Origin of the sequence: Marinobacter sp. 3-2 (genome assembly GCF_003751355.1) — a bacterium.
Classification (GTDB): domain Bacteria; phylum Pseudomonadota; class Gammaproteobacteria; order Pseudomonadales; family Oleiphilaceae; genus Marinobacter; species Marinobacter adhaerens.
On sequence record NZ_RJUQ01000015.1, the window covers coordinates 98,632 to 124,924 of the forward strand.

Genomic DNA, 26,293 nt, shown 5'->3' on the forward strand with positions numbered 1-26,293 from the left:
CCGTCTTCACGGCCAATCGTTTGTCATACTGCTTGGGGCACACTGGCAGGCAGAGCAAGAAAACGATTTCCGGAGGTTCGAATTGATCACCTTTTTAACAGTCTTGAGCATCCTGCTTGTCCTGTTCAGCGGCTTTGTCTGCTGGCAGGTTCTTGAACAGCGCAAAGTGATCGCCCGAATGATGGAAAACGACGATATCGCAGATTCCGAGCAGGAACCGGAGCTGGTTATTACGCTTCGGGTACTGGATCCGATTGCCCTGGCCAAGCGGGAGTCACGCTCTGCCCGAGTGCTTGCCGACAAACTCCCCGTGATGGTTCGCAAAATGGTGTACCAAGAAGTGATGAAAGAACTTGAGGAAGAGATGACAGAGCGCGAAATCGACGTGGATATGCAGATTGAGTATCGATGATCGCAATGTGTGACTGGAGGGCCCCATCATGAACCTGGCCGCAATCGTATTGTTGCTGCTACTGGCCTTTTGCGGATTCTGCATCGCCTACTGGCAGCTGCTGCTCTGTCGCCGTGAAGCACGGATTCTCAATTCCCATCGTGTGTCGGCGCACAGTGCCATCCAGAAAAGCAGAATGGATCTTCTCGAGGTCCGGAACCGGGCGCGGTTGCTGGAGGACTCGGTTTCGGGTGGCGCGAGCGCCGTAGAAAAGCTGCACAAGGCAATCTCGAACACGACTTTCGGGCTGATTGATCTGTTCTCGAAGGATGAGGAGTTCCGGCAGACTGCCCGCAAAGCGCGGGCCACCCATGACCAGAAGAGTCAACAGATCTACAAGACCGTGCGCACGACCAACAAGGCCCTGCACATCCTCGCCGATACCCTGATCATCGGGAAAGCAGAAAAGCGGCTCGCCTCCCGCAAGAGCGGCAAGGCTCAGGGTTCCGACGACGGTCAATGAAATTCGGGGTTAACGCCTTTCCAAGCATTTCAGAACCACGTCGACTGTCACCACCAGTGATTCGAGCGAAGCAGCCTTCTCAAGACCCTCCGAGTTGGCCCGATAAAGATGCGGCGTCATGGCCAGGAGATCGGCAATGCTTTCCTGGTTTGGAAGACTCAGCGGGAACCTTAGCACGGTCGAATCCAGGGTCCGGAAGCCCTCGGGATCAGCCATCTCAGTGTCTGCGGGTGGTTTCAGTTCGGGGTAAATGATTTCACGCAGTTCCCGAAGGTGGTCTGAGCCGGCATCCACCTGTATAACCTTCCCGCCGGGCTTCAGCACCCGAGCGAATTCACTGAAAACCGGAAAACCGAACAGGCAAAGCACGAGATCCAGGGATTCCGGCAGTATTGGCAGGTTGGCATTGCTGCCAACCACCCACCGGGTCTGTTTGTCCTGTTTGGCCGCGGCCAGAACGGCCCACTTGGAGATGTCAACGCCGATCATGGAGATATCTCTGGGGCCAGCCAAGCTCGCGAGGTGTCGAAGGTAATAACCTTCGCCGGAGCCTGCGTCCAGAATTGATCCGGTGCCCTCGCTCGGGAGCCACTGCAATACCTGATCGCTCACGGCCTCGGCGATGTTTGTGTAGAACCCTGCATTCAGAAACCGTTGTCTGGCCGCAACCATTTCCTTGCTATCACCCGGGTCCAGGGAACGTTTCTTTTGAACGGGTAACAGATGAACGTAGCCCTGCCGGGCAACATCAAAGCTGTGTCCGTTCTCGCAACGCCAGGTTTTTTCGCTGGGCACCAGTGCGCAGCCGTCCAGTGGGCAGGCTAAGGCATCAAACGGCATTGTGGTCATGGTTCGTGTATCCGGTTCAACCGTCGGGGTCAGATATCATGGCAGGTATTCTGGCTTCACCCAAAAGAAAAAGGCACCCGAAGGTGCCTTTTCTCAAGCCAGGCAGAAAGTTACAGAACTTTCTTCAGCTCTTCTTCAAGCTGGGGAACGGCTTCGAACAGATCCGCTACCAGACCATAATCGGCAACCTGGAAAATCGGCGCTTCTTCATCCTTGTTGATCGCAACGATCACCTTGGAATCGGACATACCGGCCAGGTGCTGGATGGCACCGGAAATACCCACAGCGATGTACAGCTGCGGAGCAACAATCTTACCGGTCTGGCCAACCTGCATGTCGTTCGGTACGAAACCGGCATCGACAGCAGCACGGGATGCGCCAACCGCGGCACCCATCAGATCGGCTACCTGCTCAAGCATCTTGAAGTTGTCGCCGTTTTGCATACCGCGACCACCAGAAACCACGATACCGGCGCTTGCCAGATCAGGGCGGTCGGACTTGGCCAGCTCTTCGCTGACGAACTGGGACAGTCCAGCGTCTTTCACGACGTCCAATTGCTCGACAGAAGCGGAGCCACCTTCAGCAGCAACCGGGTCGAACGCGGTCGGACGAACAGTAACGACTTTGATGCTGTCACTGGATTTTACAGTGGCAATGGCGTTACCGGCGTAGATCGGGCGAACGAAGGTGTCTTCGGACTCCACACGCATGATGTCGGAAACCTGCGCAACATCCAACAGTGCGGCAACACGCGGCATGAAGTCTTTGCCCACGGTTCCAGCGGCGGCCAGGATGTGGCTGTAGCCCTTGCCTACTTCGGCAACCAGCTCACCCAGGTTTTCGCCCAGGAAGTGACCATAAGCGGCGTTATCGGCAACCAGTACCTTGTTAACGCCTTCGGCCTTGGCAGCTGCTTCAGCAACGGCACCACAGTTCTCACCGGCAACCAGTACGTCGATGTCTCCGCCGATGGCCTTGGCAGCCGCTACAACATTCAGGGTAGCCTGTTTCAGGCTGCTGTTGTCATGTTCAGCAATTACAAGGATGCTCATTTAGATCACCTTCGCTTCGTTCTTCAGTTTATCGACCAGCTCGGCAACGTCGGCCACTTTCACACCCGCCTGACGGGAAGCAGGCGCTTCAACCTTCAGGGTGGAAAGGCGCGGAGCGATGTCGACACCCAGATCGGCCGGGCTCATGTTGTCCAGCGGCTTCTTCTTCGCCTTCATGATGTTCGGCAGAGAAGCGTAGCGCGGCTCGTTCAGACGCAGGTCGGTAGTGACAACCGCAGGCAGGTTCAGAGCAACGGTCATCAGACCACCGTCTACCTCGCGGGTTACGTTAACCTTGTCGCCCTCAACAACCACTTCGGAAGCGAAAGTACCCTGACCCATGCCGGTCAGCGCGGCCAGCATCTGGCCAGTCTGGTTGTTATCGGAATCGATGGACTGCTTGCCAAGAATGACCAGCTTCGGCTCTTCTTTCTCAACAACAGCCTTGAGCAGCTTGGCCGCTTCGAGAGACTGAACCTCCTCGTCCGTTTCGACGTGGATACCACGGTCAGCACCCAGCGCCAGCGCAGTACGGATCTGCTCCTGGGAGGCTTTCGGGCCAATGGATACCACCACGATTTCACTGGCAACACCCTTCTCTTTCAGGCGAACGGCTTCTTCTACCGCGATTTCGCAGAACGGGTTCATTGCCATCTTGACGTTGGCGAGGTCAACACCGGTGTTGTCCGGCTTGACGCGCACCTTTACGTTGTAGTCGATTACTCGTTTTACAGCGACCAGAACCTTCATAGATTCCTCGTTCTTCTACGATGGGTTTATGACTTGCAGTCCTCGCGCAGAGCCTGCCGAAATTCAATGCGCACTAATGATGGAGGCAACACACGGCAGAATCAATAGCCTCAAACGACGCGCCAGGACTGAACTTTCAGCCAATTCCCCGGTATTGACCGGGGACGGCAATGAGACGATACTAGATTTCGACTCAAAACACACGATGTTTCAGTGTGCTCTTACAATGCCAAAGGACAGGGCGAATTTCAAACAAACGTTTGTTTGATTCTTCAAATACGGTATCCTTTTGGTTATGCAAGTCGGGACAAACGGCTTGGGGCAGTCGTCTATAGGCACTTTTACCGGTATGATGGCGGCCCAGAATAATTGGCCTGCGGGCACATAATATCCATTAAAGATGTTTGAGGAGACCAACGTGGAACGCGAATCGATGGAATTTGATGTTCTGATCGTCGGCGGCGGCCCGGCGGGCCTGTCGGCAGCGTGCCGTGTCATGCAACTGGCACAGGAAGCTGGCGAGGAACTCACCGTATGCGTTGTAGAGAAAGGTTCTGAGATCGGCGCCCACATTCTGGCCGGTACCGTATTCGAGCCCACTGCCCTCAACGAACTCTTCCCGGACTGGAAAGAGAAAGGCGCCCCGCTCAACACGCCCGTTACCCGGGACGACATTTTCCTGCTGAAGAACCAGGACAGCGCCACCAAGATCCCGAATGCGTTTGTGCCCAAGAACATGCACAACCATGGCAACTACATTATCAGCCTGGGTAACCTGTGCCGCTGGCTCGCCGAACAGGCCGAACAGCTTGGCGTTGAGGTGTATCCCGGCTTTGCCGCGTCCGAAACCATCATTGAAGACGGTCAGGTAAAAGGCATCATTACCGGCGATATGGGCGTGGCCCGCGACGGTTCCGAAAAAGACGGCTACATGCCGGGCATGGAACTGCGCGCGAAGTACACCCTGTTCACCGAGGGCTGCCGCGGTCACCTGGGCAAGCGCCTGATCAACGAGTTCAAGCTTGATGAAGGCAAAGACCCGCAGCACTACGGTATCGGTATCAAGGAACTGTGGGATATTGATCCGGCCAAACACGAGCCGGGCCTCGTAGTTCATACCACCGGCTGGCCCCTGAAAGAAACCGGCTCCACCGGTGGTTCTTTCCTGTATCACCTCGAGAATGGCCAGGTATATGTGGGCCTGATCACCGATCTGTCCTACAGCAACCCGCATCTGAGCCCGTTTGAGGAATTTCAGCGGCTGAAGCTGCATCCGGAGATCAAGAAACACCTGGAAGGCGGCAAGCGCGTTTCCTACGGCGCCCGTGCAATTACCAAGGGTGGCTACAACGCTCTGCCCAAGATGAGCTTCCCGGGTGGTCTCTTGCTGGGCTGTGACGCGGGCACGCTGAACGGTTCCAAGATCAAGGGCTCCCACACCGCCATGAAGTCCGGCATGTTGGGCGCCGAGGCAGTTTTCGAAGCGCTGAAGGACGGCAAGAGCGGCGAAGAGATCAGCAGCTTCCAGAAGAAATTTGAAGACAGCTGGCTGTTCAAGGAGCTATACGCAGAGCGTAACTTCGGCCCGGCGATGCACAAGTTCGGCAATATAGTCGGTGGCGCCATCGCCTACTTTGAGCAGAACATCCTGCGCGGCAGCCTGCCGATTACCTTCCACGATACCACTCCGGATTATGCCACCATGAAGCCGGCAGCCGAGTGCAAGAAGGTGACCTATCCCAAGCCGGATAACACCCTGACCTTCGATCGTCTGTCCTCGGTGTTCATTTCAAACACCAACCACGAGGAAGATCAGCCGGTTCACCTTAAACTGACCGATCCGGACCTTCCGATCCGCGACAACCTGCCTAAATACGATGAGCCTGCGCAGCGCTACTGCCCTGCTGGTGTTTATGAAGTTGTCGAGAAAGACGATGGCAGCGGAAAGCGCTTCCAGATCAACGCCCAGAACTGTGTTCACTGCAAGACCTGCGACATCAAGGATCCTGCACAGAACATTAACTGGGTAACTCCGGAAGGGGGCGGTGGCCCGAATTATCCGAACATGTAAGTCCGGATTCCGGTAGAAAACGGCCCCTCGCGGGCCGTTTTTTTGGCATAAAAAACGGCTCCCGTGGGAGCCGTTTTTCGTTGCGCTTCAGAAAAGCTTAGTGAGCGTGGCCGTGCTCTTGCTCTTCGTCAGTCGCGTCGCGAGCTTCTACTACTTCTACGTCGAAGTGCAGAGTCTGGCCAGCGAGCGGATGGTTGGCGTCGATGGTGACGGTTTCGTCGCCAACTTCTACCACACGAACGACTTGGGGGCCGCCCGGGGTCTGCGCCTGGAACTGCATGCCCGGCTCGATGGTATCAACGCCTTCAAACGCAGAACGCGGAACCGGCTGAATCAGCTCTTCGTTAACTTCGCCGTAGCCTTCAGCAGGTTCTACAGAAACCTTAACCTGATCGCCTGCGTTCTTTTCGTTCAGTGCACTTTCCAGTCCACCGATAATGTTCTGTGCACCTTCCAGGTAGGACAGAGGCTCACGACCTTCTACACGGGAGGAATCAAGCTGCTCTCCCTGATCGTTGGTGAGCGTGTAATGGATGGTGACAACACGAGGTTGGGCCATGTGATCTCCTTGCGTGTCCGCAATGACTGTTTAATTGATTTAGGCAATCGAAAGTGATCGTGAACAGCCAGACTGAACAGAGGGACTAACGACCACCGGGCCTCGTTAGAGAGCCAGGCTCATAACAAGTATGAAAACACAGTTTAACAACTGAGCTAATGCGTTTTCTACCGTAATTCTGGGGCCGCGGTACGGGTTTTCAACCACCCTGCCCGATTTTGTAGAAAATTCCGTGGCTGAATACCCCAAGAACCGGGTGTCCGTCTTCATTCCGTTCCACAACATGCTCCGCCAGGTCGTAATAGGCTGCGGTTACCAGTCGCGCTTCGACCCCATGGCGAACCTTTACCACGGGTCTTGGCTCATCGGAGCCCGGATAGGTGGTCACTTCCAGTGGATGGTCCTGGCCGATCTCGAGGGTTTCGCCGACATTGGTGGTCAGGGAAATGACCTGCCGGTCGCTCTCTTTAGTCACGGTCAGGGAATGGGCGAGCAACGGCGCGTCCTCTACTTGGATGCGCCACTTTTCAACGGGCGTCACCAGGTAGTATTCGCCGTCGCTTTCCCGGCGGAGAATGGTGGAAAACAGACGTACAATCGCTTCTCGAGCCAGCGGCTCGCCTTTGAAGATCCACTGACCATCGCGGCTGATGCGAAGATCCATATCCCCGGAAAGCTCGGGGTCCCACTGATCAATGGGTGGATTCCCGGCCTTCTTCACGGTTTCCTCCACCTGCTTTGCAAGATTATCCGGATTCATGCTCATAACGGTGGCTCCCGACTATCTGAATTACAACCCGCGCATCCACTCCGCGCGCAACGGTGCTGCACCGGGGTTAGTAATGGCGAGGTTTACCTGGTCCAGCATTTTCTGCTTGTCACGGCCCAGCGTGCCTTTCAGCACGAGGTAATTTGAAGCGTGATCACTGCGGAAGATGGTCTTATCCAGCTCAAGATGCTCCAGGAACAGGCGTATCTCTTCAAAGAGCCCCTTTTGAGACAGCGGCACGAAATCGTCTCCGAAGCCCTCGCGGAAACGTTCTTCTCCCTGTGGGAAACTGACCACGAGGGTGGAAAGATAATCCGGCTGTGTTTCGTTGCAGAGCGTTGCGGTATTGATCGCGTGCTGGCGCGAAAGGTTTTCTCCGCCCAGCCCGTTCAGCACCATGACAGAGCTCGTAAGACCGGCTTCACGGATTTTCATCAGTGCCGAGCGGGTGGATTCCCAGGTTTCGCCCTTGTTGACCCGGCGCAGGATTTCATCATCGCCGGATTCCATACCGACATAGAGAATTTCCAGACCTGCATCCTTCAGTTGAGCCAGTTCTTCCACGCTCTTTTTCGCGAGGTTGCGGGGCAGACAGTAGCTGGAAACCCGCTGAAGATCCGGAAAAGCCTCCCTGAGCTGACCCAGTATTTCCAACAGGCGACGGGTCGGCAATACCATGGCATCACCGTCTGCAAGAAAAACCCGGCGCACGCCACCCAGGCTGCGAGCCGCATTACGGATGTCCTGGAGCACATCTTCAGGCTTGCGGGCCCGGAATTTCTTTTGCGGCTGCGTATACATCTCGCAAAACGTGCACTTGTTCCAGGAGCAGCCGTTGGTGACCGGCAGGATCAGTGACTTGGCTTCACTGGGAGGCCGGAAGACCGGCTCCACGTAGTCGATTGGAAAGCTGTACATAGTCGGGCTCGGATTTGAGAATTCAAAAATTACTTACTGGCGATATCAGGGCAGAAACTGGGCTTTCAAGTCAGCGCAACCGGGGCCGACTACTGGCATATCCAGCATGACGGCCTGGGAGGTCATGAACGGAATGCCCCGGCGGTGTGCGTCAACCAGAAGCGTGGCAAGCCCTCCCACCAGGGGCATGTGGGAAACGATCAACAGGGGTGATTCGTGATGCTCAATCAATGCATCAAGGCAGGCTGCCGGGTCGTCGTCCGGAGTGATAAACATCTTTTCTTCAACGGGACAATTGAGAATTTCGGAGACGATCGCCGCCGTTTGCCTGGCACGCACATAGGGGCTGCTCCAGACCAGCTTCGGGCGCCAGGGCGACTCCGCGATGCGAGCGGCAACCTCAGCCACGCCAAGCCGGCCGGCCTCTGTCAGTTCACGTTCCTGATCCAGCGTATGCCAGCCAGCTTCCCCATGGCGCATGATGAGCAGTTGCAAGGGCTCTCTCCTTTCCGGCCTGGTCCCGGTTCAGCGGGCCTGTTACTGGCTGATGGTCCGCGGCAGTATAAATTCTACGTCGGAATTCTGGACCGACATCATGAGGCTATTGATGACCGCCTTGATTGAAGCGTTGTCATAGAGGATCTCGTAAAGCCCACGAACCAGTGGCATATAGATCCCGATGGCCTCGGCTTTCTGCTTGACGAGCTTCAGGGTATAGATGCCCTCGGCCACCTGCCCGAGCTCCGCCACGGCATCGTCCAGTTTCTGGCCCTGGCCAACGGCATAACCCACTCGAAAGTTCCGGCTCTTGGATGAGGTGCAGGTCACGATCAGATCACCGACACCCGCCAGCCCCATGAATGTCATTGGGTTGGCGCCAAGGCTGACGGCAAACCGGCTCATCTCTGCAAGACCGCGGGTAATCAGCATGGCCTTGGCGTTCTCACCCATTTCCAGGGCGGAGGCAAGACCCGCAACAATCGCATAGATGTTCTTCAGTGCCCCGGCGAGTTCCACGCCATACACATCCACGTTCGCGTAAACGCGAAAATACTCGCACCCAAGGAGGTCCTGAACCGAGCGGCGTACATCCGGATCCTTGGCGGCAATAACAGTGGCGGTCAGATCCCGGTTTACGATTTCACCAGCCAGGTTGGGGCCACTGAGCACGCCAGTACGACAACGAGGGATCTCTTCCTGCAGAATCTCGCTCATCAGTTTGAAGCCGTGCTCTTCAATCCCCTTGGTGAGGCTGATGACAATTTGCTCGTCGCGGAATTTGTCGCTGTTCTCGCGGATAACGGCCCGAAAGGCTTTGCTCGGAATGGCAACAAAGACGATCTCTGCCTTGCTGACAGCATCCGCCAGGTCTGTGGTGGGCTGAATGTCACCGGTCAGCTCAATGCCTGGCATGTAGCGGCTATTGATTCGGGTGCTGCGGATCTCTTCGGCCTGGGCTTTGCCACGCATCCAGAAATGAACACGGTGACCGTTTTCACCCAGCACCTTGGCCATGGCAGTACCAAAACTGCCACCGCCCAGAACCGCCACATCATGTACTGGCGCGGCTGCCTCAGTGTTCCGGGGCGTCGATTGTTCAGACATAGTTCTTCCGTTCTGTCAGATCAGGTGTGATACCGGCAATGTCGCACCAGGGCGGCGCAGTTAACCGGGCTCTTCACATTCCAGAGCGCGCACCAGATTCTTGAATTCTTCCCTGTTTCGGCTGTTCAGGCCCATCAGCACTTTATGGGCATCAAGAACCTTGTCTCGAACCTGTTGTTCGCTGGCCCTGAGTACGGGAATCTCTTCAAGCTCTTCAATTCGGGACGCGGGTTCTCGCACAATAATAAAGATCTTGTCGAAACCCATGGAAGTGATAATGCGGGTAATATCGGGATTGGTCGAAATAAGTGTGGGCAGGAAGTTGCTCTGTTTCTGGGCCGCCATCGCGATCTTGGCAAGCAGTCCGAGTGTGGTGCTGTCGATAATCTCGGTCTCGGTCAGGTCGATCACCACGGTCTTGAACTCCGGGTCCTGGGTGATGGACTCAACCAGATTGTCCAGCGTCGAACACAGGTTCAGCCGGATTTCCCCAATAAACTTCAGGACATAGATGCCCTGTTTTTCAGCTTGCAGGATCTTGTAACCAGCCATGTTTCACACTGCCACTAATTCGACGGGGTGTTATCTGATCCGTTCATGGTATCAGTTACCGATACGATAGCGATATCGTCCGGCAGCTCTGTGATCTGTTCCAGATGCAGAGCCTCGTTCAGAGAGGCGATAGTGTGACGACCTCCCGATACGAGTTCAAGTAGTGTCCGCTCCTTTTCATCCAGTCCCTTTTCCCGGATAACTTCCAGAATTCCATCCGAAAACAGGGTCAGATGAAACGGCTTGTTCAGGGGAACCTCATACACTTCCCATTCCGGCGTCTCAAACAGCCCTACCGGAAGCCCGCTTCCCTCGAGAAACGCAGCCTCCCCACCCTCAAAGGACAGGATGGGCATCGGGAAATGGGCGCCGACTGCATAATTCAACTTACGTTCGCTCAGGGAAATAATGCCAACGAATACGGTTACGTGTTTACCGAGGCCGGTATCCAGCAACTCGGAATTGATGCGTTCCAGGAATCGGTCCGGGTACAGGATATCTTCACTGGAGCCCCGGCGAAGGTTTCGCTGCAAGCGGTTGGTCAGGTTCTTCAGCAATACGGTTACAAACGCGGAACTGGCGCCATGGCCGGAGACATCGGCGATGTACACCAGAACCTTGTCGTCGGAAATACGGAAGTAATCCAGAAAATCACCGCTCAGGTAAAGCGATGGCTTGATCATGTGGTCCACGTGCAGACCACTCATCACCTGTTCATGCTCCGGAAGCATCCGTAACTGGACCTTTCGGCCAGCGCGCTGGTCTGCCCGCAGCTCGGCGATGCCGTCCCGCAGGTCACGATTAGCCTCTTCAAGCTCCTGCCGGTAAAGCTGATTCAGCCTGTTGACCCGGACCCGGTCGAACAATTTCCCGATAACATCGTCCAGTGCGCCCTTGTCGTCGTTGCAGGGTTTGAGGACAAAGTCCGCCGCCCCGGCCCTGAGGGCGCTGACCACATCGGCGCTGGACTCGCTGGACGAACAGGCTACGATCGGCGTGAATGTTTCGGCTTCTTCAAGGCGATTGGCGAGATCCCGGATGGACTCCGGAGGCAGGTCTGCAAAGATGACATCGGGAATGTTATCGTCAAAAAGCGCCTTGGCGCTGGCGAGATCCCGGTAGCCGGTTACGTAGAACCCCCTCGCTTCAAGGTAACGGGCGAGATCCGTACGGGCCTTTTCATCGGCGTCTATTATAAGTATGCGCTCGGTGCGCGAGGTCATGGCGACTGCCCTAAACTACCAGCGATAAACGATAAATTGGCTTGATTAAGCCTATTCTGGCACGCCCCTGTGATATAACAAGGCCAAGTTCATGAACTCGGAGGATTCCATCTGATGCGACGTGCCGTAAACGATCTACTCGGAGCCTATGACAAGCTGATCATGGATCCGGTTCACGGAGGCATTCCGCTTTACCGGCACGAGATCCAGGTGATTGATCACCCGCTGTTCCAGCGACTGCGAAACATTTGCCAGAACGACATCCTGAGCCTGGTCTTTCCCGGTGCAACCCATTCCCGCTTTCTGCACAGTATTGGTGTGATGCATGTGGGCACGCGCATGTTCCGCTCGATGATCGACGCCTACCTCAGGGAGCGCCAGCTCAGCGAGCAAACCGACCTTAGCCTGAGCCAGCTCGACGCCATCGACTATCTGGCCAAAACCATCCGGTTGGGCTGTCTTCTGCATGACAGCGGGCATTCAAGTTTTTCCCATCAGTTCACCCAGGCCCGGCGCATTCGGGAACTGATGTCCCGTCCCGGCCGCTTCCGGGATCTGTGGCGCGGCGTGGATTATTCCGCCTACCACCCGGAAGAACCCGACGAGCTGGAACACGAGCATTATTCGGTGCGTGTCGCCCACGATGTGCTCATGGCGGTGGATCTCGAAAGTGCCGGGCTTTTCGCCCGGGACGTTATCGGCATTATGGAAACGACGGACGTAAAACCCAGCGAGACGTTCTGTCGTCATGCCCGCACATTCTGGGCCTTTATTGCGGGAGAGGATGCCGCGGCGGGATCACCGCTCAGCGAAAACATACCCGGGCTGGTGATGGATCTGCTGTCATCGATTGTATCCGGCGAAATCGACGCTGACCGGGCCGATTACATGCTGCGGGACGGCTTCCACTCTTCGGTAACCATCGGCGGTTTCAATCTGGACCACCTTTTGAGCAACCTGCGTTTTGGATGGGATGTGTCCGAACCCTGGCTGGGGCTGGCCATAACCCAGAAAGGGCTGGGGGCGCTCGAGGACTTTGTCTACAGTCGCCACCAGATGTACCGCAAGGTTTACGCGCACAAGACCGCGCTGGGCTTTGACTGGCTGCTTCGGGAAGCGATCAACGAAGTGCTCGATGACCCGGAGAACTTTGAATGGGTGGATACCTGCCTGAGCGACATGGCCTACTTTGCAGAACTGACCGACAACTTCTTCTGGGAGGCGTTTCGGAAAGTGGCCCGCAAGCACCCGAAGAGTTTCTCGTTCTGCATTGTAAACCGGGTGAAACTGAACCACCTGGATACCCGGGAAGACCTCTCAGCCAGGGGGATCGAACGTCATAGCGCATGGTTGGCCGAAGAGCTTTCTCTCAGCCCTGCCCAGGTAGTGACCTGTTCGATGCGGGCGCGCTTCTCGAACATTCAGGACAACTTCAACGGCATCAAGGTGCTCGTGCGCGAACCTATCCACCGCACCCGGTCGCTGAAGAAGATCACCGACGTCAGCGCCTTCTTCAGCAAGTTCAGTGACGGCACCATCACGCACTTCTATACCAGGCCCGATGTGACCACCGGTAACCAGGACTCTCTCACTGAGTAGTGGGAGCGGTCGTCAGTTCGGCAACCAGTCCGCAGGCACTGTCGAACGCGCCCTCTACCCGGCCGCCACTGAGCCAGTCGCCTGCGAGCCCGATCTTGTAATCCGGGAACCAAAGATGGCCAGGGTATTCTCCGCCTTCAGAGCGCGCGTAGAGCCAGCGATGGGTAACCACTTCGTCCGGACCGGTATCGAAGCCGGTCGTTTCACGAAACGCAGCCAACAGTTTTTCGGCCACCTCCTCGGCTGGTGTATCCACATGGTCTTCGGTCCAGGCCGGGCTGGCGTGCAAAACCCACCACTGGCCCTCGTCGTTTCGACCGGGCTTGCTGGAGTTGTTGGCCACCCAGAACAGCGCCGGGTGCTTGCAGCGCATGCCTTCGTGATGCGGCCAGGGCGATATCGGGAAGTGGGCGGCAACGGCCCAGCATGGCAGAACCCGGCTCACCGGATCGTCCAGGTGGGAGGCCAGAGCGTCGAGGCCGCTGTCCGCCAGCAAATCCCGAGCCTGTGCCGGAGGCGCGGTAACGATAACTGCATCAAAATCGCCGAGGTGCGAGCCGGCGGTGGAAAAGAGAGACCAGGACTGGTCGTTTCGGGCCAATCTGGCAACGCGTGTCTCGGTAACAACGTGAGCGTGTCCGGACAGGGCCCGGGTAATCGCTGTCATGCGGGGAATACCGACGTAACGGGTCTCCTGAGGGAAGGACTCCCATTTATCAGCATTCGTCTGGAAACCAAACCGTCCTTCCCACGGTCCGAAGCTTTCAGGGCCGGCAAATTTATGGAGAAACGGCAGGAAATCCGGGTTCCGGGAGGTGAAGTATTGCGCGCCCATATCTGCTGACCCGCCGGTTACCCGCTTCGCAGCGAGCCTGCCACCCGGTCCCCGGCTTTTTTCGAAGACCGTAACGTCATGGCCGAGACCGCGCAGCTGGATAGCGGCGGTCAGCCCGGAGAGGCCTGAACCGACAATGGCGATACGGCGTATAAGTGACGAATCAAAGGTTTGATTAAACATGGTTTATCGTGCATCCAATTACAGTAGTGAGATCGTACTACTCTCCATGAAGCACCAGCGGCATCAAGACTGAGTGTGCGATCAAGATTCCATTAAAGAGAAAGGGCAATCAGGGTATGACCCGAATGCAACATTGGCTTACAAACATTCTGAGGTGGTTCGATTCCGAAGCAGGTTCGGATCACATAGACACCACGTCCCGATCATTCAATTTTTTACGCGTTATTCCGTTCATTGCGCTCCATCTGGCCTGCCTTCTGGCGTTTTACACCGGCGTAAGCGCATTCGCCATCGGATTCGCGATTGCTTTCTTCCTCGTGCGGATGTTTGCGATTACCGGATTCTACCATCGTTATTTTGCCCACAAGACGTTCAAGACCAGCCGGCCTGCCCAGTTTGTATTCGCGGTGCTCGGCGCCAGTGCGGCCCAACGCGGCCCGCTCTGGTGGGCTGCCCACCACCGCCACCATCATCAGCACTCCGATGATGTTCAGGACCTGCACTCGCCCCATCAGGGCGGATTCTGGTGGTCCCACATGGGGTGGTTCACCTGTGACGCCGGCTTTGCGACCGACGAACGCCGGATTCGGGACTGGCTGAAATTCCCGGAACTCAGGCTGATTAACCGGTTTGACGCTCTGGTACCGGCTCTCGCCGCCGTTGGTATCTACGCGCTGGGCGAGGCTTTGGCCGCGTGGGCTCCAGGGTTGGGGACCAACGGTCTGCAGATGCTTGTCTGGGGATTCTTCATTTCAACCGTCGTGCTGTTTCACGCCACGGTATCCATCAACTCTCTGTCTCATGTCTGGGGCAAGCGCCGATTTGAAACCTCGGATGACAGCCGGAACAACTTCTGGCTCGCCCTGCTTACCCTGGGCGAAGGATGGCACAACAATCACCACCGCTGGCCGCAATCTGTTCGCCAGGGGTTCCGGTGGTATGAAATTGACATCACCTGGTATGGGCTATGGTTGATGTCGAAGCTTGGCATCATCTGGGAGCTCAACCCGATACCCAAGCACATTCAGGACGAAACACGCGAACTGGATAAAATGAGGAGGAGCAGGCAATGACAACCGCCTCAAAGATCGAAGTAGGTACGCGTAATTCGGCGGTGCCGGCAACGCTCGATAATTTCAGAGCGCTGTTCAACGAACTCGACAAGGGTAATCTGAACAAGCTCTCCCGGGTCTACAGCGAGGATATCCGGTTCCAGGACCCACTGAGCACCGTATCGGGCCTGGATGAGCTGACCCACTATTTCGCCGGGGCCTATGCGAATGTCATCTCCTGTCGCTTTGAATTCGGTGAAGCCGTGGTTCACGGTGAGTTTGCCGCCTTGCCCTGGGTTATGCACCTTCGTCACAAGCGCCTTCGCAAGGGGCGTGAAGTCCAGGTGCAGGGCATCAGCCACCTCGAAATCCGGGACGGAATGGTGTGCTACCACCGTGATTACTTTGACGCCGGGGAAATGCTCTACGAAAACCTGCCGGTGATTGGCAGGGCCATTCGCTGGATCAAGGATCAGGCAGGATGAGTGATCGACTTCAGGAAACCTCGAACATCTGGATTACCGGCGCCAGTTCGGGCATTGGCGAATCCGTTACCCGTGCCCTGGCACGCGGTGGTCACCGGCTCGTGATTACCGGTCGCCGACAGGGTGCTCTCGAAGAACTGGCTTCTGCAGCGCCAGACCGGATTATACCGGCGGCGGCAGACACCACCAGCAAAGAAGACCTCCAGGCCATCGCGGGCACACTGGAAAATCACGGCGATCTGAACATGGTTATACTGAACGCCGGCACCTGTGAATATCTGGAGATAGCGCACTACAACAGTGACGTTATCGAGAAGAACATTCACACCAATGTGATTGGCACGGCGCGATGTCTCGATATTGCTCTGCCTGCCCTCAGGCGCAGCCGGGCTAAAGGCCAGCCGGCGACCCTCGTGATCGTCAGCTCTTCAGCCTGGTGGTTCCCTTTCGGCCGGGCTGAAGGCTACGGCGCTTCCAAGGCGGCGCTGACCTATTTTGCCCATGCACTCCGGGCAGACCTTGACGCCGAAGGGATCGACGTAGTGGTGGTTTCCCCCGGATTCGTCAAGACACCATTGACCGATCGGAACGATTTCCCAATGCCCTTCCTGGTTTCTGCAGAGGATGCGGCGGAACGTATTGTCAGTGGTCTAGCGCGTGGCAAGAACGAGATTGCATTCCCCAAGCGCTTCACCTGGATGTTGAAAGCGCTGGGCGCCCTTCCCCGGCCCTTGATCGACCGTATGTCGGCCTCTATGGCCCGTAAAAGCAACACCGAACAGGAAAATAATGGATGAGTAGTGAGCGTCAGCGGATTGCTGTCATTGGGGCCGGCGTTTCCGGCCTCACGGCTGCCTGGCTTTTGGCCGAGAAACACGATGTTCAGGTTTTTGAAGCGGGCGACTATGCCGGCGGTCACACCAACACCGAACAGGTCGAAGCCGGTGGCCGGACCTGGCCGGTGAATACTGGCTTCATCGTTTTCAACGACTGGACCTACCCGAATTTCATCAAACTGATGGAGCGTCTGGGAGTTCCGTCGGAAGTCAGCGACATGAGCTTCAGCGTGGACTGCAGCAGCACCGGCCTGCAGTACAACGGCACCAGCCTGAATACCCTGTTTGCCCAGCGAAAGAATCTGTTCAACCTGCCGTTCCTGAAGATGGTGAGGGAGATTCTGCGCTTTAACAAGGAAACCCGTGCAGACCTTGAAGCCGGCAATATCAACAATGAAGAAACACTGGGGGAATACCTGAACCGGAACGGGTACTCCCGCTATTTCAGGAACTACTACATTGTTCCGATGGGCGCGGCGATCTGGTCAGCACCGGAAATCGTGCTGGAACAGTTTCCAATCCGGTTCTTCCTGCAGTTTTTCAACAATCACGGCATGCTGTCTGTGGATGACCGCCCAACCTGGCGGGTGATTTCCGGAGGGTCTGCCCAATACGTGAAGAAAATGATGGAACGGCTGGGTGATGGCATGCACCTGAACAGCCCTGTCGACAGGGTTGTCCGCCACGAAGACGGCGTGACCGTTACCGTTAGTGGCGAGGAACACCACTTTGACCAGGTGATTTTTGGCTGCCACAGCGACCAGGCCCTTGCCATGCTCGCTGACGCGACCGACAAGGAACGGGACATACTCGGTGCCATGGCCTATCAGAACAACGATGTCGTGCTCCATACAGACAGCAGCGTGTTGCCGGACAATCGCCGGGCATGGGCTGCCTGGAACTACTTTATTCCGACCCACAGTACTGAACCGGTTTCTGTCACCTACAACATGAACATACTGCAGAACTTCCATGATGCCCCGGAAACCTTCTGTGTGACCCTCAATCGCAGCCGAGATATCGACCCCGAAAAGGTGATCAAGCGCTTCGAATACGCCCATCCGGTATTCACACTGGACGCGGTGGCAGCCCAGGAACGCTACGACGAAATCGGTAACCACAATCGAACCCATTTCTGTGGTGCATACTGGTTCAACGGATTCCATGAAGATGGCGTTCGCAGCGCGTTGCGGGTCACCGAAGCGTTCGGGGTGGAGCTTTGACCGTGAACAGCCAATGGCTGGAGGGTACTGTCCGGCACAGGCGGAAGTACCCGGTGCAACACGAATTCAGCTACAGCACCGGCATGCTGGCCCTGGACACCGACGAGTGGAACCAGGTTTCCGATATCAGCCCGCTATTCTCCCTGGAACGTTTCAACTGGATGTCTCTGAAGCGCAGGGACTACTTTCGTCCGGAGACAGGCGACCTCTCAGGCGCTGTGCGTGACCACGTGGAACGCGCCACCGGCTGGCGCCCGGATGGCGAAGTCGAGCTGATTACCCATCCGCGCTACTTTGGTTACGTGTTCAATCCGGTCAGCTTCTATTTCTGCTATCGCGCCGGGGAATGCCCGGCGGATGGTGTGGTTCCAAAGGTCATCGTTGCCCAGATTACCAACACCCCGTGGCATGACCGTCATGCCTATTGCCTGGAGACGACCGGCGCAGAGCCGAACCAGGCGGGCTGGCGCACTGAACAGTTTGGTTTCAGCAAACGCTTTCATGTGTCGCCTTTCAACGGCATGAACCAGCACTACGAGTGGACATTCAGTTTCCGGGGCCCTGATCTGAGAATTCATATGAATGTTCTGGAAGAGGGCCGCAAGCATTTTGATGCCACTCTGGTAGTCCAACGTACCCCTCTCACTCGTAAAGATATACACAGAAGTCTTCGAAAGTTTCCGCTCGAGGCATTCAAGGTTGTGGCAGGTATTTACTGGCACGCCCTGCGCCTCAAGCTCAAGGGGGCACCGTTCTACACCCACCCCGATAAGCTTTCCGAGGACGATACCGCCTACCGCCGTGGGCACGATGATTCGGGGCTGGATATCACCAGCTCTGAGACCAATGACAAGATTCGTGGAAGGGTAAGTTCATGGAGAACCTGAATACTTCGGTTGAAAACACCAAATCCGAATCGGGCAGCCTGCCGGCTATCAGCCGTTTCGCACGTACCCTGGTGATTCAACAGCTCCGTTTGCTGGGCGAGGGCAAACTGACGGTTCGGGAATCCGGATTCGAAGATCTGGTATTCGGGGATGGCGACAGTCAATACCAGCCGGCAGAGCTGATTATCCACGATCACAGCACCTGGAGGGACCTTCTGACTGGCGGAAGCGTCGGCGCGGCGGAAGCGTATGTCGCTGGTGATTGGTCAACCCCCGATCTGGTTGCCCTGCTCCGGTTCTTTACCCGCAACGTCGACCGCATGAACGAGTTTGAAGACCGGTTCAGCTGGGTTACCAAGCCTGCTCTCAAAGGTCTGCACTGGCTGAACCGGAACACCAAGGAAGGCTCCCGAAAGAACATCAGCGCCCACTACGATCTTGGCAATGACCTGTTCGAGACATTCCTCGATCCAACCATGATGTACTCGTCGGCGATCTATCCCAGCGCCGAATCGAGCCTTGAGGAAGCGGCTGTGCACAAACTGGACACCATCTGCCGGAAGCTGGACCTCCAGCCCGGGGACAAGGTGATTGAAATCGGCACCGGCTGGGGCGGCTTTGCGATCCATGCCGCCAAACACTACGGCTGTCATGTTACCACGACGACCATTTCCAGAGAGCAGCTGGAGCTCGCGAAGGAGCGGGTTCAGAAAGAGGGGCTGGAGGACCAGATTACCCTACTGTTTGACGATTACCGGGACCTCGAGGGGCAATTCGACAAACTTGTTTCCATCGAGATGATTGAAGCCGTTGGCCCTCAGTTTCTCGACAGCTATTTCTCCCAGATTAACGCCCTGTTGAAGCCCGACGGGTTGGCTCTGGTGCAGGCCATTAACATGCCGGAGCAGCGGTACCAGAGAGCTTTGAAAAACGTTGATTTTATCCAGCGATTTATCTTCCCGGGGAGCTTTATTCCCTCTTTCGGAGCCATCCTCGAATCGGTTCGAAAAGAAAGCAAGCTGGTACTCACCCATGCCGAGGATACGGGCTTCCACTATGCCAGGACCCTCCACGACTGGTGCGACCGGTTCATGGGCCAGCGGGACAAGCTTGAATCGATGGGTTACGACGAGGCTTTCCGGCGCCTGTGGCACTTTTACTTTGCCTACTGTGAAGCGGGCTTCAGCGAGCGGGCCATTGGCGTTGCGCAGCTGGTGTTCGCCAAGCCCGGCAACAAACGCGAGAACATCTTGAGCGTATGATCGCCTCCGAAACTGCCCGTAACGTTCTTAATTTCCTGCTGTTCCAGGCAGGCTGGTTTGCCTGCGTGTTTTATCCCGGGCTGATCGGCGCCGGGATCGTGGTGATATTTCTGGTGCTGCATTTTGTCCTGGTCAGCCAGAACCGGATGACCGAGCTTCAGTTCATCGGCCTGGGAACCGTCGTCGGCTCAGTTCTGGACGGCATCTGGTTCCGGACCGGCATTCTGGACGATGGCTCCGGACAAGTGATGCTCACTCCCCCGTGGCTTGTCGCCATCTGGGCCATCTTCATGACGACTCTGAGCCATTCCCTCGACTGGATCAGCAAGAAAGCCTGGCTGCCCTTCGTACTTGCGCCCTTTGCCGGCCCCTTCGCCTATTGGTCGGCGAGCCAGCTCGGTGCAGTGCAGCTGCCAGACTTGCTGCCATCGCTGATTGCACTCGGATTTGGCTGGCTGATTGTCTTCCCGCTGCTGCTGTTCGCCCGCAAAACGCTTTACCCGGAGCTGGTTCGATGAAACGCGCTACCTGGTCAGTTTACGTGGCGCTCTTGGCAGCCGCATGGCCGGCCGCGGCCGCAGATTTCAGTTTCATCGGTACCGCAAGCACCGGAGAGGGCAACGTCATTTACGAAGAGCGCCACTCCGTTGATGGTACCTGTGAGCAAGGCATGTTCCGGCCCCGGCAACACGAGGTGACCTACTTCAAACCGGACGCGGACGAGTCATTCGCCCGCAAAGACCTTGAATACGAGGTTTCAGTACTGCGTCCGTCCGTAGACTTCGTTCAGCCGACATTCAGTGAAGAAATGCAGATCACCTACCCTGCACCCGACACTTTGATGATCGACTGGCAGACGCCAGGCGGCGATTCAGAGCAATTCGAGGTGAAATACCCGGCCACTACCGTTGTGGATGCCGGGTTTGATAACTTCGTACGCCAGAATTGGCAGAGTGTTGTGGCTGGCGAGCCGGTTGAATTCCGGTTTCTTGGGCCTACCCGGGGCGAGCATTACGGTTTCGTTCTGGAACGGGTCGAGAACGACCGGGTGAATGCTGACCATGTAGTACAGATACGCCCTACCGGCATGGTACTGCGTTTCCTGGTTGACCCCATCGTACTGGGTTACAGCAGCTCGGGTGCCCTTTCCGACTATCTGGGCCTCACCAATATCCGGAAAAACCAGGATGAAAACTACACCGCCCATATCCGCTATAAAGTGAATACCACCCCGGATTGTGAACTGACCCCCTGAAACTGTCGCCCCTGCCAAGGCAGACCCCGGGGGTCAGTATGGTAAACTCCGACGGGAATCAACGCCGGAGAGTATTTTGAAATGATGTTCGTCTCTTTCAACGTCAACAGTATCCGCACCCGCCTGCACCAGCTTGAAGCCGTAATAGACGCCCTCGCACCGGATTTTATCGGCCTTCAGGAAACCAAGGTTCAGGACGACGACTTTCCGGTAGAAGCAATCCGGGACCTTGGCTACCACGTGCATTTCCACGGGCAAAAAACCCACTATGGCGTTGCCCTGCTCTCAAAAGCGGAGCCGGAGGAGGTTATCAAAGGCTACCCGTGGGATGGTGAGGATTCCCAGCGCAGGCTGATTACCGGCCAGTTCACGGTCAATGGCGAAAAGCTGACGGTGATCAACGGCTATTTTCCCCAGGGTGAAAGTCGTGACCATCCGGTGAAGTTTCCTGCCAAGGAAAAGTTCTACGCGGATCTGATGCGTTACCTGGACGAGCTCAAGAAAGCGGGCGGCCACGTGGTGGTCATGGGGGATATGAACATCTCTCCAACCGATAAAGACATTGGCATTGGCGCCGACAACGCCAAACGCTGGCTACGAACCGGCAAATGCTCTTTCCTCCCGGAGGAACGGGAATGGCTGGGCCAGGTCGAGTCTCGCGGTTATACCGATGTTTTCCGGCACCTTCACCCCGATGAAGCGGACACCTTCAGCTGGTTTGACTACCGCAGCAAGGGTTTCGAGCGAGACCCCAAGCGTGGTCTGCGGATTGATCTGATCATGGCCAGTGACAGCCTGCTGCCCAAAGCCCGGAAAGCGGGTGTTTCCTATGACATTCGAGCCATGGAAAGGCCGTCCGACCACTGTCCGGTCTGGGCGAGCTTCGAGCTCTAGGGGCTGGCCCGGCGCGATATGAAAAAAATCAAAACCCGCGACCGTATACTCCAGACCAGCCTGGCGCTGTTTAACACCGTCGGCGAACCCAATGTTACCACCCTGCTGATCTCTGATGAGATGGATATCAGCCCGGGTAACCTCTATTACCACTTCAAGAGCAAAGGTGACATTGTCGAGGAAATCTTCGACCAGTACGAACACGACATGGTCGACTTGTTGGCGGTTCCGGAAGACGCCGACATCAGCCTCGACCAGCAGGGGTTCTTTCTGCACCTGCTGTTCGAGACCGTAGCCCGCTACCGGTTCCTCTATCAGGATCTGGTGAACGTGTTGTCCCGGTACGATCAGCTGCAGGTACGATTCAAGCGCATCCAGAAAAAGAAAAGACTGGCTTTCAAGACGATTTGCGAGAGCTTTCGACGCCAGGGCATTATGGCGATTGAGCAGGAAGAGCTTGATTCTCTTTGTGAGCAGTTGACGCTAACCGCCTGTTATTGGAGCGCTTTCGATACGCTCTCTCACCTGGATGACCGGGAGGCAGTGGATCCGGGGCGGGGTGTTTACCAGATGATGTACCTGGTGCTGCCCTACCTTGCGCCGGCCGACCGGGAGGAAGCCCGGCTGATGAGCCGGGATTATCTCTGAGCCGTAACGTTATTCTTCGTCGTCACCGGCACGTTTCCGCAGGCGGGCAAGTTCTGATTCAAGGGCTTCAATACGCCGCTCCATAGATTCGATTTCTTCACGGCGATGTATGCCCAGACGTCTCAGGGCACCGGACACCCGTTCATCAAACATGTGCTCAAGCCGATCCCAGGTGCCAGTGGCTCGCTCCCGAACCCCTTCAACCCGATCTTCCACGGACTTGATCTGCTTTTCGACGACGCCCCGGGTTTTGTTCTCGAGCTGCTCACCTTCCTGCACAAGACGCTCGAAGAAACGGCCAGTATCTTCCTCGGCTTTGGTATAGGCGCCCAACCCGGCCAGCCAGATCTGGCGGGCTGAACCCTTGATTTTTGCCGCCAGTTGCGGATCATTCTCCGGCTTATTGTCGTTCTCGTCAGACATGTACAACCTCGGGAGTGCGGATAGTTCTTTCTAACCGCCATTGTATTACAGCTTGGCCCGGATTTCAGTCGGCCTGGAACCCGCGCAACGAAAGGCGGCAGTATAAAGACGCATCCGATATGAAAAAATGTTTTCAAACGAAAGTGAGTCTCGCTTGAAGTGTTCAAAATATAGTCAATACTTCCCAATACCGGCGTCCCTGCTGATGCCGGTTTGTCTGGAAGTCTTTCATGGATACTACTCGCACGCCTCTGCCCGGCATCCTTTGCCGGGCTTTTTTTTGTTATTATTGCCCCAAGATATATGCTTATTCCAAAATGAAAGTCTATAAAATTCGGAGTATCAGATGATTGAAATTGCGTGGAGTAACTTCACCCCCTGGTCAGCGTTGGCGGGTGGCATACTGGTGGGCATAGCTGCCGCCAGCTTTCTGCTTCTCAACGGGCGGATTGCAGGCATCAGTGGCATTCTTGGCGGACTTCTTTCACCGGCAAAAGGCGATATTGCCTGGCGCGTGGCGTTCCTTGCCGGACTGATTGGTGCACCGGCAGTCTGGGTACTGGCTACCGAGCTTCCCCCGATCGAAATCGAGGCCGGCTATCCCGCGCTCATTGTTGCGGGGCTGTTGGTGGGGATCGGCACCCGATACGGTTCCGGCTGTACCAGTGGACACGGGGTTTGCGGTCTGTCCCGCCTATCGCTGCGCTCGCTGGCAGCCACGATGAGCTTCATGGCTGCCGGATTTGTCACCGTGTACGTGATTCGTCACCTGATGGGGGTGTGACGCCATGAAATTTTCTCTTGCTTCTCTGTTTGCTGGCCTTGTCTTCGGAATGGGGCTTATCGTTTCCGGCATGGCCAATCCTGAAAAGGTGCTCGGCTTCCTTGATATCGCAGGCCTTTGGGATCCTTCACTGGCGTTTGTGATGGGCGGCGCCATCATGGTGGGTGTGGTCGCGTTTGCCGTTGCCCGCAAGCGCACCCTTTCCTTCCTCGGGTTCCACATGAAAATGCCCACCAGTGCCCATATCGATAAACGATTGGTACTCGGGGGTCTTATGTTCGGCGTTGGCTGGGGTATCGCCGGCTTCTGCCCCGGGCCGGGACTGGTCGCGCTCGGTGCCGGTGAAACCAAGGCGGCGGTGTTTGTTGCGGCAATGGTTGCGGGCATGGGCATTTTCGAAGTCATTGAGCGCAACCGTGCGAAAGTGTAAGTATTTTCTGTAAATTTACCCGCCGCCATTCTGACACAGCCCGGGGGCTGTGCGATCATGGCGGCAGCTCCACTACCCGATTCGGAGAACGACATCCATGGATATCAGAAAAATCGACGACAACATTTCGGTGGCCCCGCAGATTTCCATTGAAGATGTGGCAGAAGCCGCGAAGCTGGGCTTCAAGACGCTCGTAGCAAATCGCCCTGACCACGAAGAGCCGGGCCAGCCTGCCATGGCGGATATTGAAGCCGCCGCCAGGGAACAGGGCCTTGAGTGGGTATACATGCCGGTGGAGTCGGGAAACATCACTGACGACGACGTAAACCGCTTCGCGCCGATGATCCGGGACGCCGAAAAACCCGTACTGGCATTCTGTCGTTCCGGGACCCGCTGCACCGTGCTCTGGGCTCTGAGCGCGGCCAGAAACACATCAGCCGATGAGATTTTTACCAAAGCACGCAACGCCGGTTACGACATTTCCGGCCTTGCACCAAGAATGGCGCAGCAGGCCGCCGACAAAGGCTGACACTGCCACCGCCTAACCAACGTTCAGGATCTACCGCATGCAATACAAAGGTTCAGAGAATTTCAGCCACAACCAGTCTGACCGATTGGGAGTGCTGGTTACCAACCTGGGGACACCGGATGCGCCAACAACCTCGGCCCTCCGTCGCTACCTGGCTGAATTTCTCTCGGACCCCCGGGTGGTCGAGTTGCCGCGGCCGCTCTGGTGGCTGATCCTTCACGGTGTGATCCTGAGAATTCGCCCCAAGCGAAGCGCAGAGGCCTACTCCAGCGTCTGGCAGCCCGAGGGCTCTCCCCTGCTGCTGCACACTGCAAAGCAGGCTGAGGGCATCCGAGAGGCACTCAAGCGCAAGTACGGCCCTAACGTGGTCGTCGGCTTTGCGATGCGCTACGGCAACCCCTCAATTTCCCGGGTTCTTGATGAGATGCAGGAACAGGGCGTACGGAAACTGCTGGTTCTGCCGCTGTACCCCCAATACTCCGCGTCGACCTCGGCCTCCACCTTCGATGCCATTGCCAAGGATTTCTCGAAACGGCGCTGGCTGCCGGATTTCCGTTTCATCTCTCACTACCCGGATTATCCTCCGTACATTGAAGCCATGGCGCGCCATATCGAGGCGCACTGGGCCAACCATGGACGCAACCAGAAGCTGGTATTTTCCTACCATGGCGTGCCGCTCAAGTACCTGACCAAGGGCGATCCTTATCACTGCGAGTGCCACAAAACGTCTCGCCTGCTGGCTGAGCGGCTGGGCCTGAGCAAAGAGGACTACATGACCACGTTCCAATCCCGCTTTGGCAAGGAAGAGTGGCTCAAGCCCTACACGGATGAAACCCTGAAGTCCCTGCCAGGCAAAGGCGTCAAATCCATCGACGTATTCTGCCCCGGCTTTTCATCCGATTGCCTGGAAACCATTGAGGAAATCGACGAAGAAAACCGTGAGTACTTCATGGAGGCCGGCGGTGAAGGGTTCAGCTACATCACAGCGCTGAACGCCACACCCGGGCACATCGAAGCCCTGGTAAAACTGATCGAGGAAAATCTGGAAGGCTGGCAGGTGCCAAAGAACGAGCCAGAGGCTCTGGCAGCTCGCCAGCAGCGGGCAGACGAGCAGAAAGAAGCAATCTATCCGGGCCGGCATCTCTGATCCGCCCCCGAGTTATAGCCGGGGCTGCGTCAGCTGCCCCGGTTTCCCTCCTTACCTTCAAAGCCCTCTGAAAGATCCGGTACAGACTGGCAGAACGTGCATTCGTCCGTATCAACGGCGGCGCCGCCAGCCTCCACATAACGCACCTTATGGCTCGCCTTGCCCCGATTTGCGGACACGGAAAACTTGCGGTTCCGGCGTTCGGCCGAACCGGTATCAGATGTTTGATGATTCTGAAATTCGCCCATAACACCCTCTCGTAGTCTCTATGCAAGAATAATGAGGGTTAACTGGCTTCAAACCAAGTAGGGATAACCACGTCGTTATGACGGGAAATATCACGTGGGGAACTGGAGATTCGGAAGAAAGAAAGGTAAGAGGAAAAATGGCGGTGGGCCAGGGATTCGAACCCCGGGAAGGCTACTAACCTTCGGCGGTTTTCAAGACCGCTGCATTCAGCCACTCTGCCAGCCCACCGGTTTTTCCATTCGCCGTCATTGCGACAGCGGTGTGCATGATACCGGAATTGCCTGTGCTGTCAACGCTCTGCATAAAACCC

The 26,293-nt window shown here is 56.4% G+C and carries 31 protein-coding genes and 1 tRNA gene; 18 read left to right on the forward strand and 14 right to left on the reverse strand.

What is annotated here, in order from left to right; genetic code table 11:
* Nucleotides 1-82: 82 nt before the first annotated feature.
* Nucleotides 83-412, forward strand: coding sequence for a hypothetical protein (locus EDB94_RS14610; RefSeq protein ID WP_041645222.1), 330 nt, complete (start codon nucleotides 83-85; stop codon nucleotides 410-412).
* 28 nt (nucleotides 413-440) lie between these two features.
* Nucleotides 441-914: a hypothetical protein gene (locus EDB94_RS14615; protein ID WP_014577130.1), complete on the forward strand. Its 474-nt coding sequence runs from the start codon at nucleotides 441-443 to the stop codon at nucleotides 912-914.
* A 9-nt stretch (nucleotides 915-923) separates the two neighbouring features.
* Here EDB94_RS14615 and EDB94_RS14620 read toward each other — a convergent pair whose 3' ends face one another.
* The 3 genes from EDB94_RS14620 to EDB94_RS14630 all read right to left on the reverse strand — a co-directional run bounded on the left by EDB94_RS14620 (nucleotide 924) and on the right by EDB94_RS14630 (nucleotide 3,565).
* Nucleotides 924-1,763, reverse strand: coding sequence for a putative RNA methyltransferase (locus EDB94_RS14620; protein ID WP_108018621.1), 840 nt, complete (start codon nucleotides 1,761-1,763; stop codon nucleotides 924-926).
* Between the two features lie 110 nt (nucleotides 1,764-1,873).
* The gene (locus EDB94_RS14625) at nucleotides 1,874-2,815 is read right to left on the reverse strand and encodes an electron transfer flavoprotein subunit alpha/FixB family protein (RefSeq protein ID WP_108018622.1); all 942 of its coding nucleotides are present in this window, start codon (nucleotides 2,813-2,815) and stop codon (nucleotides 1,874-1,876) included.
* Complete coding sequence (locus tag EDB94_RS14630; RefSeq protein WP_008171627.1) at nucleotides 2,816-3,565, reverse strand: electron transfer flavoprotein subunit beta/FixA family protein; 750 nt, start codon at nucleotides 3,563-3,565, stop codon at nucleotides 2,816-2,818.
* Between the two features lie 418 nt (nucleotides 3,566-3,983).
* Here EDB94_RS14630 and EDB94_RS14635 point away from each other — a divergent pair, with 418 nt between their 5' ends.
* Nucleotides 3,984-5,636: an electron transfer flavoprotein-ubiquinone oxidoreductase gene (locus EDB94_RS14635; RefSeq protein ID WP_104271341.1), complete on the forward strand. Its 1,653-nt coding sequence runs from the start codon at nucleotides 3,984-3,986 to the stop codon at nucleotides 5,634-5,636.
* Between the two features lie 97 nt (nucleotides 5,637-5,733).
* Here the strand turns inward: EDB94_RS14635 and EDB94_RS14640 are convergent, their stop codons facing one another.
* From EDB94_RS14640 to EDB94_RS14670, 7 genes are all read right to left on the reverse strand, one after another.
* Nucleotides 5,734-6,195, reverse strand: a complete 462-nt coding sequence (locus tag EDB94_RS14640; protein ID WP_008171631.1) for a peptidylprolyl isomerase — start codon at nucleotides 6,193-6,195, stop codon at nucleotides 5,734-5,736.
* 199 nt (nucleotides 6,196-6,394) lie between these two features.
* Entirely contained in the window at nucleotides 6,395-6,961 is a 567-nt protein-coding gene (locus tag EDB94_RS14645; protein WP_108018623.1) for a DUF1285 domain-containing protein, read from the reverse strand.
* Between the two features lie 24 nt (nucleotides 6,962-6,985).
* The gene (locus EDB94_RS14650; RefSeq protein WP_108018624.1) at nucleotides 6,986-7,882 is read right to left on the reverse strand and encodes a radical SAM protein; all 897 of its coding nucleotides are present in this window, start codon (nucleotides 7,880-7,882) and stop codon (nucleotides 6,986-6,988) included.
* Between the two features lie 45 nt (nucleotides 7,883-7,927).
* Nucleotides 7,928-8,377: a histidine phosphatase family protein gene (locus EDB94_RS14655; RefSeq protein WP_053115346.1), complete on the reverse strand. Its 450-nt coding sequence runs from the start codon at nucleotides 8,375-8,377 to the stop codon at nucleotides 7,928-7,930.
* A gap of 42 nt (nucleotides 8,378-8,419) precedes the next feature.
* Nucleotides 8,420-9,487 carry an NAD(P)H-dependent glycerol-3-phosphate dehydrogenase gene (locus EDB94_RS14660; RefSeq protein WP_008171642.1) on the reverse strand — a complete coding sequence of 356 codons (1,068 nt, stop codon included), beginning with the start codon at nucleotides 9,485-9,487 and terminating at the stop codon, nucleotides 8,420-8,422.
* 60 nt (nucleotides 9,488-9,547) lie between these two features.
* Complete coding sequence (locus EDB94_RS14665; RefSeq protein WP_008171643.1) at nucleotides 9,548-10,039, reverse strand: STAS domain-containing protein; 492 nt, start codon at nucleotides 10,037-10,039, stop codon at nucleotides 9,548-9,550.
* A gap of 14 nt (nucleotides 10,040-10,053) precedes the next feature.
* Nucleotides 10,054-11,262 carry a PP2C family protein-serine/threonine phosphatase gene (locus EDB94_RS14670; protein WP_062784255.1) on the reverse strand — a complete coding sequence of 403 codons (1,209 nt, stop codon included), beginning with the start codon at nucleotides 11,260-11,262 and terminating at the stop codon, nucleotides 10,054-10,056.
* Nucleotides 11,263-11,376: 114 nt separating this feature from the next.
* Here EDB94_RS14670 and EDB94_RS14675 point away from each other — a divergent pair, with 114 nt between their 5' ends.
* Complete coding sequence (locus tag EDB94_RS14675) at nucleotides 11,377-12,861, forward strand: HD domain-containing protein (RefSeq protein WP_108018625.1); 1,485 nt, start codon at nucleotides 11,377-11,379, stop codon at nucleotides 12,859-12,861.
* On the opposite strand, the gene EDB94_RS14680 is transcribed toward EDB94_RS14675, so the two are convergent.
* Nucleotides 12,851-13,879 (reverse strand): NAD(P)/FAD-dependent oxidoreductase, encoded by a 1,029-nt coding sequence (locus tag EDB94_RS14680; protein ID WP_108018626.1) that lies wholly within the window; start codon nucleotides 13,877-13,879, stop codon nucleotides 12,851-12,853. The genes EDB94_RS14675 and EDB94_RS14680 overlap by 11 nt on opposite strands.
* Before the next feature lie 116 nt (nucleotides 13,880-13,995).
* Between EDB94_RS14680 and EDB94_RS14685 the strand changes: the two genes are divergently transcribed.
* From EDB94_RS14685 to EDB94_RS14730, 10 genes are all read left to right on the forward strand, one after another.
* Nucleotides 13,996-14,952 carry an acyl-CoA desaturase gene (locus EDB94_RS14685; RefSeq protein ID WP_108018627.1) on the forward strand — a complete coding sequence of 319 codons (957 nt, stop codon included), beginning with the start codon at nucleotides 13,996-13,998 and terminating at the stop codon, nucleotides 14,950-14,952.
* Entirely contained in the window at nucleotides 14,949-15,416 is a 468-nt protein-coding gene (locus tag EDB94_RS14690) for a nuclear transport factor 2 family protein (RefSeq protein ID WP_062784247.1), read from the forward strand. The genes EDB94_RS14685 and EDB94_RS14690 overlap by 4 nt, the downstream gene beginning before the upstream one ends.
* Nucleotides 15,413-16,213, forward strand: a complete 801-nt coding sequence (locus EDB94_RS14695) for an SDR family oxidoreductase (protein ID WP_014577143.1) — start codon at nucleotides 15,413-15,415, stop codon at nucleotides 16,211-16,213. Before EDB94_RS14690 ends, EDB94_RS14695 begins: the two co-directional genes overlap by 4 nt.
* On the forward strand, nucleotides 16,210-17,475 hold the full coding sequence (locus tag EDB94_RS14700; RefSeq protein ID WP_108018628.1) for an NAD(P)/FAD-dependent oxidoreductase: 1,266 nt from the start codon (nucleotides 16,210-16,212) through the stop codon (nucleotides 17,473-17,475). The genes EDB94_RS14695 and EDB94_RS14700 overlap by 4 nt, the downstream gene beginning before the upstream one ends.
* Before the next feature lie 2 nt (nucleotides 17,476-17,477).
* A complete protein-coding gene (locus EDB94_RS14705) occupies nucleotides 17,478-18,362 on the forward strand; it encodes a DUF1365 domain-containing protein (protein WP_108018629.1) in 885 nt (294 codons plus the stop codon).
* Nucleotides 18,350-19,624: a cyclopropane-fatty-acyl-phospholipid synthase family protein gene (locus EDB94_RS14710; RefSeq protein WP_108018630.1), complete on the forward strand. Its 1,275-nt coding sequence runs from the start codon at nucleotides 18,350-18,352 to the stop codon at nucleotides 19,622-19,624. Before EDB94_RS14705 ends, EDB94_RS14710 begins: the two co-directional genes overlap by 13 nt.
* Nucleotides 19,621-20,142: a DUF2878 domain-containing protein gene (locus tag EDB94_RS14715; protein ID WP_108018631.1), complete on the forward strand. Its 522-nt coding sequence runs from the start codon at nucleotides 19,621-19,623 to the stop codon at nucleotides 20,140-20,142. The genes EDB94_RS14710 and EDB94_RS14715 overlap by 4 nt, the downstream gene beginning before the upstream one ends.
* Nucleotides 20,139-20,879 (forward strand): hypothetical protein, encoded by a 741-nt coding sequence (locus EDB94_RS14720; RefSeq protein ID WP_108018632.1) that lies wholly within the window; start codon nucleotides 20,139-20,141, stop codon nucleotides 20,877-20,879. The genes EDB94_RS14715 and EDB94_RS14720 overlap by 4 nt, the downstream gene beginning before the upstream one ends.
* Before the next feature lie 81 nt (nucleotides 20,880-20,960).
* Nucleotides 20,961-21,773 (forward strand): exodeoxyribonuclease III, encoded by an 813-nt coding sequence (gene xthA / locus EDB94_RS14725; protein WP_108018633.1) that lies wholly within the window; start codon nucleotides 20,961-20,963, stop codon nucleotides 21,771-21,773.
* An 18-nt stretch (nucleotides 21,774-21,791) separates the two neighbouring features.
* Nucleotides 21,792-22,421 carry a TetR/AcrR family transcriptional regulator gene (locus EDB94_RS14730; RefSeq protein ID WP_108018634.1) on the forward strand — a complete coding sequence of 210 codons (630 nt, stop codon included), beginning with the start codon at nucleotides 21,792-21,794 and terminating at the stop codon, nucleotides 22,419-22,421.
* A gap of 9 nt (nucleotides 22,422-22,430) precedes the next feature.
* Here the strand turns inward: EDB94_RS14730 and EDB94_RS14735 are convergent, their stop codons facing one another.
* On the reverse strand, nucleotides 22,431-22,844 hold the full coding sequence (locus EDB94_RS14735; RefSeq protein WP_008171665.1) for a phasin family protein: 414 nt from the start codon (nucleotides 22,842-22,844) through the stop codon (nucleotides 22,431-22,433).
* 346 nt (nucleotides 22,845-23,190) lie between these two features.
* Between EDB94_RS14735 and EDB94_RS14740 the strand changes: the two genes are divergently transcribed.
* The 4 genes from EDB94_RS14740 to hemH all read left to right on the forward strand — a co-directional run bounded on the left by EDB94_RS14740 (nucleotide 23,191) and on the right by hemH (nucleotide 25,734).
* Nucleotides 23,191-23,628 carry a YeeE/YedE family protein gene (locus EDB94_RS14740; RefSeq protein WP_014577151.1) on the forward strand — a complete coding sequence of 146 codons (438 nt, stop codon included), beginning with the start codon at nucleotides 23,191-23,193 and terminating at the stop codon, nucleotides 23,626-23,628.
* 4 nt (nucleotides 23,629-23,632) lie between these two features.
* Nucleotides 23,633-24,058, forward strand: coding sequence for a YeeE/YedE family protein (locus tag EDB94_RS14745; protein WP_008171667.1), 426 nt, complete (start codon nucleotides 23,633-23,635; stop codon nucleotides 24,056-24,058).
* Nucleotides 24,059-24,155: 97 nt separating this feature from the next.
* Nucleotides 24,156-24,587, forward strand: a complete 432-nt coding sequence (locus tag EDB94_RS14750) for a TIGR01244 family sulfur transferase (RefSeq protein ID WP_008171670.1) — start codon at nucleotides 24,156-24,158, stop codon at nucleotides 24,585-24,587.
* Nucleotides 24,588-24,624: 37 nt separating this feature from the next.
* Nucleotides 24,625-25,734, forward strand: a complete 1,110-nt coding sequence (hemH, locus tag EDB94_RS14755) for a ferrochelatase (protein WP_108018635.1) — start codon at nucleotides 24,625-24,627, stop codon at nucleotides 25,732-25,734.
* A gap of 29 nt (nucleotides 25,735-25,763) precedes the next feature.
* On the opposite strand, the gene EDB94_RS14760 is transcribed toward hemH, so the two are convergent.
* Both EDB94_RS14760 and EDB94_RS14765 read right to left on the reverse strand, forming a co-directional pair.
* Nucleotides 25,764-25,982: a hypothetical protein gene (locus EDB94_RS14760; RefSeq protein ID WP_062784231.1), complete on the reverse strand. Its 219-nt coding sequence runs from the start codon at nucleotides 25,980-25,982 to the stop codon at nucleotides 25,764-25,766.
* 138 nt (nucleotides 25,983-26,120) lie between these two features.
* A tRNA-Ser gene (locus tag EDB94_RS14765) sits at nucleotides 26,121-26,211 on the reverse strand.
* Between the last annotated feature and the right edge of the window lie 82 nt (nucleotides 26,212-26,293).

What these genes read in the sequence shown, in the direction of transcription:
- EDB94_RS14695 (WP_014577143.1), top strand. Translation starts at nt 15,413, where the DNA reads ATGAGTGATCGACTTCAGGAAACCTCGAACATCTGGATTACCGGCGCC.
- EDB94_RS14735 (WP_008171665.1), bottom strand. Translation starts at nt 22,844, where the DNA reads ATGTCTGACGAGAACGACAATAAGCCGGAGAATGATCCGCAACTGGCG.
- EDB94_RS14670 (WP_062784255.1), bottom strand. Translation starts at nt 11,262, where the DNA reads ATGACCTCGCGCACCGAGCGCATACTTATAATAGACGCCGATGAAAAG.
- EDB94_RS14665 (WP_008171643.1), bottom strand. Translation starts at nt 10,039, where the DNA reads ATGGCTGGTTACAAGATCCTGCAAGCTGAAAAACAGGGCATCTATGTC.
- EDB94_RS14640 (WP_008171631.1), bottom strand. Translation starts at nt 6,195, where the DNA reads ATGGCCCAACCTCGTGTTGTCACCATCCATTACACGCTCACCAACGAT.
- EDB94_RS14710 (WP_108018630.1), top strand. Translation starts at nt 18,350, where the DNA reads ATGGAGAACCTGAATACTTCGGTTGAAAACACCAAATCCGAATCGGGC.
- xthA (WP_108018633.1), top strand. Translation starts at nt 20,961, where the DNA reads ATGATGTTCGTCTCTTTCAACGTCAACAGTATCCGCACCCGCCTGCAC.
- EDB94_RS14625 (WP_108018622.1), bottom strand. Translation starts at nt 2,815, where the DNA reads ATGAGCATCCTTGTAATTGCTGAACATGACAACAGCAGCCTGAAACAG.
- EDB94_RS14740 (WP_014577151.1), top strand. Translation starts at nt 23,191, where the DNA reads ATGATTGAAATTGCGTGGAGTAACTTCACCCCCTGGTCAGCGTTGGCG.
- EDB94_RS14750 (WP_008171670.1), top strand. Translation starts at nt 24,156, where the DNA reads ATGGATATCAGAAAAATCGACGACAACATTTCGGTGGCCCCGCAGATT.
- EDB94_RS14745 (WP_008171667.1), top strand. Translation starts at nt 23,633, where the DNA reads ATGAAATTTTCTCTTGCTTCTCTGTTTGCTGGCCTTGTCTTCGGAATG.
- EDB94_RS14685 (WP_108018627.1), top strand. Translation starts at nt 13,996, where the DNA reads ATGACCCGAATGCAACATTGGCTTACAAACATTCTGAGGTGGTTCGAT.
- EDB94_RS14620 (WP_108018621.1), bottom strand. Translation starts at nt 1,763, where the DNA reads ATGACCACAATGCCGTTTGATGCCTTAGCCTGCCCACTGGACGGCTGC.
- EDB94_RS14660 (WP_008171642.1), bottom strand. Translation starts at nt 9,487, where the DNA reads ATGTCTGAACAATCGACGCCCCGGAACACTGAGGCAGCCGCGCCAGTA.
- EDB94_RS14680 (WP_108018626.1), bottom strand. Translation starts at nt 13,879, where the DNA reads ATGTTTAATCAAACCTTTGATTCGTCACTTATACGCCGTATCGCCATT.
- EDB94_RS14615 (WP_014577130.1), top strand. Translation starts at nt 441, where the DNA reads ATGAACCTGGCCGCAATCGTATTGTTGCTGCTACTGGCCTTTTGCGGA.
- EDB94_RS14715 (WP_108018631.1), top strand. Translation starts at nt 19,621, where the DNA reads ATGATCGCCTCCGAAACTGCCCGTAACGTTCTTAATTTCCTGCTGTTC.
- EDB94_RS14730 (WP_108018634.1), top strand. Translation starts at nt 21,792, where the DNA reads ATGAAAAAAATCAAAACCCGCGACCGTATACTCCAGACCAGCCTGGCG.
- EDB94_RS14700 (WP_108018628.1), top strand. Translation starts at nt 16,210, where the DNA reads ATGAGTAGTGAGCGTCAGCGGATTGCTGTCATTGGGGCCGGCGTTTCC.
- EDB94_RS14645 (WP_108018623.1), bottom strand. Translation starts at nt 6,961, where the DNA reads ATGAGCATGAATCCGGATAATCTTGCAAAGCAGGTGGAGGAAACCGTG.
- EDB94_RS14630 (WP_008171627.1), bottom strand. Translation starts at nt 3,565, where the DNA reads ATGAAGGTTCTGGTCGCTGTAAAACGAGTAATCGACTACAACGTAAAG.
- EDB94_RS14675 (WP_108018625.1), top strand. Translation starts at nt 11,377, where the DNA reads ATGCGACGTGCCGTAAACGATCTACTCGGAGCCTATGACAAGCTGATC.
- EDB94_RS14720 (WP_108018632.1), top strand. Translation starts at nt 20,139, where the DNA reads ATGAAACGCGCTACCTGGTCAGTTTACGTGGCGCTCTTGGCAGCCGCA.
- EDB94_RS14690 (WP_062784247.1), top strand. Translation starts at nt 14,949, where the DNA reads ATGACAACCGCCTCAAAGATCGAAGTAGGTACGCGTAATTCGGCGGTG.
- EDB94_RS14760 (WP_062784231.1), bottom strand. Translation starts at nt 25,982, where the DNA reads ATGGGCGAATTTCAGAATCATCAAACATCTGATACCGGTTCGGCCGAA.
- EDB94_RS14650 (WP_108018624.1), bottom strand. Translation starts at nt 7,882, where the DNA reads ATGTACAGCTTTCCAATCGACTACGTGGAGCCGGTCTTCCGGCCTCCC.
- hemH (WP_108018635.1), top strand. Translation starts at nt 24,625, where the DNA reads ATGCAATACAAAGGTTCAGAGAATTTCAGCCACAACCAGTCTGACCGA.